Annotated in this window: 4 protein-coding genes; all 4 read right to left on the reverse strand. The window is 67.9% G+C overall.

The window, feature by feature from the left end; all coding sequences use genetic code 11:
• Positions 1-29: 29 nt before the first annotated feature.
• A complete protein-coding gene (gene ftsW / locus ACREE8_RS24530) occupies positions 30-1,151 on the reverse strand; it encodes a putative lipid II flippase FtsW (protein ID WP_431575651.1) in 1,122 nt (373 codons plus the stop codon).
• Entirely contained in the window at positions 1,148-2,557 is a 1,410-nt protein-coding gene (murD, locus tag ACREE8_RS24535; RefSeq protein WP_431575652.1) for a UDP-N-acetylmuramoyl-L-alanine--D-glutamate ligase, read from the reverse strand. The genes ftsW and murD overlap by 4 nt, the downstream gene beginning before the upstream one ends.
• Positions 2,558-2,569: 12 nt before the next feature.
• Complete coding sequence (gene mraY, locus ACREE8_RS24540; RefSeq protein WP_431575653.1) at positions 2,570-3,658, reverse strand: phospho-N-acetylmuramoyl-pentapeptide-transferase; 1,089 nt, start codon at positions 3,656-3,658, stop codon at positions 2,570-2,572.
• 16 nt (positions 3,659-3,674) lie between these two features.
• Positions 3,675-4,755, reverse strand: a 1,081-nt coding sequence (locus ACREE8_RS24545; RefSeq protein WP_431575654.1) for a Mur ligase family protein, incomplete at its 5' end; no start/stop codon positions are given.

Genomic DNA, 4,755 nt, shown 5'->3' on the forward strand with positions numbered 1-4,755 from the left:
GGTGAGGAGGATGGGCGCGAGGGCGCTCATCATTCCTCCCCCATCGCCACGCGCCGGCGCGTGAGCGCCAGCAGCATGCCGATCGAAAGCGCGCAGGCCAGGAGCGAGGAGCCGCCATAGCTGATGAAGGGCAGGGTCATGCCCTTGGTCGGCATCAGATGCAGGCTGGACGCCATGTTGACGACGGCCTGGAGGCCGAAGGTGACGAGCAGGCCGGAGGCGGCCAGCAGCACGAAGAGATTGCGCTCCTGCAGCAGCTTGGCGATGCCGCGCGCCATCACGAAGGCGAAGAGGGCCACGATGAAGAGGCAGGCGATGGCGCCCAGCTCCTCGCCCGCGACCGCGAACACGAAATCGGCATGGGCATCGGGCAGTACCATCTTCACCGTGCCCTCGCCGGGGCCCTGGCCGAAGAGGCCGCCATTGCGGAAGGCATCGAGCGCACGGTCCACCTGATAGGTGTCGCCGGCGGCCGGATTGAGGAAGCCGTTCACGCGCTCGGTCACATGCGGGAAGGTGAAATAGGCGCCGACCAGCCCCACCACGCCGACGCCGGCCAGCGTGCCGACCCAGAGCAGCGGCAGGCCGGCCAGGAAGAACTGCGCGAACCAGGTGCAGCTGACGACGACGGTCATGCCCAGGTCGGGCTGCGCCATCAGCACGGCGACCACGACCAGATAGAGCATGATCGAGATCAGGTTGCCCGGGACCCGGTCCGGCCCATGCTGGGCCGAGAACATCCAGGCAGCCACGACCGCGAAGCAGGGCTTCACGAACTCGGAAGGCTGCAGCGAGAAGCCGGCGAGGTCGATCCAGCGGGTGGCGCCCTTGATCTCCTGGCCCATGACGAGGGTCAGCACGGTCAGGCCCAGGAACAAGAAGAAACCCAGGGTGGCGACGCGCCGGATCATGCGCACGCTCATGAGCGAGGTCGTCACCAGGATCGCGATCGCGATCGGCAGCAGCGCGAAATGGTGGCGGACCAGGCTGAAGCTGTCGAGCCGGATGCGGGTCGCGACCGCCGGGCTCGCCGCCAGGCTCATCATCATGCCGATGGCGATCAGGAGCGCGATGGCGCCGAGCGTCCAGCGATCGACCGTCCACCACCAGCGGCCGAGGATGCTGCGGTCGTTGCGGGCGAAGGTCGTCATGACGCCCTCCGCTGGCCGTTGCCATTGCCGAGCTCGAGCACGATCTGGCGGAAGGCCTCGCCGCGCTGCTCGAAATTGGCGAACTGGTCGAAGGAGGCGCAGGCCGGCGACAGCAGCACCACGGCGCCGGCCTTGTGGTCGGCCTGGGCCTGGGCATGGGCGGACGCGACCGCGCGCTCGAGTGTGCCGCATTCGGTGGCCGCGACCTGACCCTTCAACGTCCGGGCGAACGCGGCGGAGGCCTCGCCGATCAGGTAGGCATGGGCGACGCGCGGGAAGAGCGGCCTCAGGCTCTCGATGCCGCCTTCCTTGGGCTTGCCGCCGAGGATCCAATAGATCGGCTGGTAGCAGACCAGGGCTTTCTGGGTGGCGTCGGCGTTGGTGGCCTTGCTGTCATTGATGTAGCGCACGCCATTGATGGTCGCGATCATCTCCTGGCGGTGGGCGAGACCCGGATAGGTGCGGAGGCCCTCGACAATCGGCGCGCGCTGCAGCCCCAGCGACCGCATGGCGGCATAGGCCGCCGCCGCGTTCTGCCAGTTATGTTCGCCCGGCAGCGTCGCCACGCCCGTCAGGTCGAGCACGGTCTCGGCCTTGGCGTCGAGATCGTCCACCAGCTTGCCGTCCGCGCCGGAGACTCCGGCGGAGGCGGGTCGAATCGACGAGATCGCCACGACTCGCGCAGCCTTGCGCGCGGCGATTCGCTCGCGCATCGCTCGGCTCGGCTCGTCATCGATGCCGATGATCGCGGTGTCGTCCGCGCTTTGGCGGCGGAAGATGCGTTCCTTGGCGGCGATGTAGCCGGCCATGTCGCCATGACGGTCGATATGGTCGGGCGTGATGTTGAGGAGGATCGCCACCGTCGGCTTGAGCGAGGGCGTGATCTCCAGCTGATAGGAAGAAAGTTCCAGCACATAGATGCCGGCGGCACCGAGCGCGGGAAGCGCCAGGGCCGGCGTGCCGATATTGCCGCCGACGGCGACCTGCCGGCCGGCCGAGGCGAGGATATGGCCCGAGAGGGCCGTGGTGGTCGATTTGCCGTTGGTGCCGGTGATGGCGAGGAAGCGCGCATGGGGCTGGGCCCGCAGCAGCAGCTCGACATCGCCGATGATCGGCTTGTTCGCGGCTTTGGCCTTGGCCGCGATCGGATGGGGCTTCGGGAAGGAGTGGGGGATGCCGGGGCTCAACACCAGCGCCTCGATGCGGGTCCAGTCGGCCGTGCCGAGATCGACCGGCTCGATACCTTCGCTTGCGAGCTGCGCGCGCTGCGCCGCTGAATCGTCCCAGGCCCAGACCGTGGCGCCGCTGGCCTTCAAGGCCTTCGCCGCCACGAGCCCCGACTTGCCCAGGCCCAATACGGCGAGGGTGCGGCCGGCCAGCCCAGGAATGCGGATGAGATCGGTCACCCCGTCAAATCCTCAACGCAGCTTCAAGGTGGCGAGCCCGGCCAGGGCCAGGATCGAGGCGATGATCCAGAATCGGATCACGATGGTGGGTTCGGCCCAGCCCTTCTTCTCGAAGTGATGGTGCAGCGGCGCCATGCGGAAGACGCGCTTGCCGGTGAGCTTGAAGGAGACGACCTGGACGATCACCGAGGCGGTCTCGAGAACGAAGAGGCCGCCGACGATCGCCAGCACCAGCTCATGCTTGACCACGACGCTGATGGCGCCCAGCGCGCCGCCCATGGACAGGGAGCCGGTATCGCCCATGAAGACCATCGCGGGCGGGGCATTGAACCAGAGGAAGCCCAGGCTCGCGCCGACGAGGGCGGCACAGAACACCGCGAGTTCGCCCGAGCCGGCCACGAAATGGAGTTGCAGATAATTGGCGAACACCGCGTTGCCGACGAGATAGGCGATGAGGGCAAAGCAGCCCGCAACGATCATTACCGGTACGATCGCGAGTCCGTCGAGCCCATCTGTGAGATTCACTGCATTCGACGCGCCGACCATGACGAAAACCGCGAAGGGGACGAAGAGCCAGCCCAGATGGATCAGGATCTCCTTGAAGAAGGGAACCGTGAGACCGGTCGAGAGCGGGTCGGGCGTGAGATGCATCACCGCGAGCGCGGCGCCCGTGCCGATCGCGATCTGGGCCAGCAATTTGAGGCGGCCGGGCAGGCCCTTGCTGCCGCGTTTGGTCAGCTTCAGATAGTCGTCGCCGAAACCGACCATGCCGAAGCCGATGGTCACCAGCAGCACGATCCAGACATAGCCGTTGGCGAGATCGGCCCAGAGCAGGGTCGAGATCGCGACCGCGAGCAGGATCAGCACGCCGCCCATGGTGGGCGTGCCCTTCTTGGTCAGGAGATGCGACTCGGGTCCGTCGCTGCGAATCGGCTGGCCATGCGGCTGCTTGCTCTTGAGCCAGGCGATGACGCGGGGGCCGAGCAGGAAGCTGAGCAGGAGCGCCGTCATGACCGCGCCGCCGCTGCGGAAGGTCAGATAGCGGAAGATGTTGAAGAGGGAGCTCTCTTCGGCAAAGGGTGCGAGAAGGTTGTAAAGCACGGCTGTCCCCGTCCCCCTAATTGCCGTTCGCGGCGCGCGGCATCGGCGCCGAGGCGCCCATGGCCTTGATGGCTTCGACGATCGGCGCCATGCGGGTGCCGAGCGACCCCTTGACCAGGACGACGTCGCCGGGCTTCAGCGAGGCCAGCACCGGCGCGATGATCTCGGCGCTCGATTCGGCGTGAGCGGCGCGCAGAGTCGCCGGCAGAGTCGCGTCCAGATTCGTCATGAAGGGGCCGACGGTGAAGACCTGCTGCGCGCCCGAGGCGATCAGGTCGGGACCGAGCCCGGCATGGAGCTCGGCACTCTGTTCGCCCAGCTCGCGCATGTCGCCGAGGACGGCGACGCGCCGTCCGCCATTGCGGGGCTTGGCCTGGGCCAGCACCCGGAAGGCCGCCCGCATCGCGGCGGGGCTGGCATTGTAGCTCTCGTCGATCAGCTCGACGCTGCCGCCGCCGCGCTGGGCGGGGAGCATGACCTGGCTGCGCTGGCCGCGGCCCTTGGGCGGCGTGACGCGCGAGAAGGCGGCCGCGGCCTGGCCCAGATCGGCGCCGGCGGATTTGACGGCGGCGAGCACGGCCAGGCTGTTCATGACCCAATGCTGGCCCGGCGCGCCGATGCAATAGTCGAGCCGCTCGCCCTCGATGACGGCGGAGACGGCGCTGCAGGTGGCCTGGAGCGAGCAGTCGAGGAGGCGCGAGGTCGCCTCGGCATGAGTGCCGAAGCCGATGATCCGCTTGATCCCGTGGCGGCGCGCCTGGGCGGCGAGGCGCTCGAATTGCGGGTTGTCGCGATTGAGGATCGCGACCCCCTCTTCATTCATGCCCTCGAAGATCTCGGCCTTGGCGTCGGCGATCGCCTCGACCGAGGCGAAGAACGCCATATGGACGGCCTCGATCGTGGTGATGATCGTGACCTCGGGGCGAACCTGGCGGGAGAGGGGGCCGAGTTCGCCGGCATGGTTCATGCCGAGCTCGAACACGCCATAGACCGTCTCGCGCGGCATCCGCGCCAGGGTCAGGGGCACGCCCCATTGATTGTTGAAGCTGCCGACGGCGGCGAAGGTCGGGGCCTGGTCGGAGAGCACGGTCTTGAGC

This window comes from Hypericibacter sp. (assembly GCF_050729195.1).
In the GTDB taxonomy this organism is placed as follows: domain Bacteria; phylum Pseudomonadota; class Alphaproteobacteria; order Dongiales; family Dongiaceae; genus Hypericibacter.

What these genes read in the sequence shown, in the direction of transcription:
- ftsW (WP_431575651.1), bottom strand. Translation starts at nt 1,151, where the DNA reads ATGACGACCTTCGCCCGCAACGACCGCAGCATCCTCGGCCGCTGGTGG.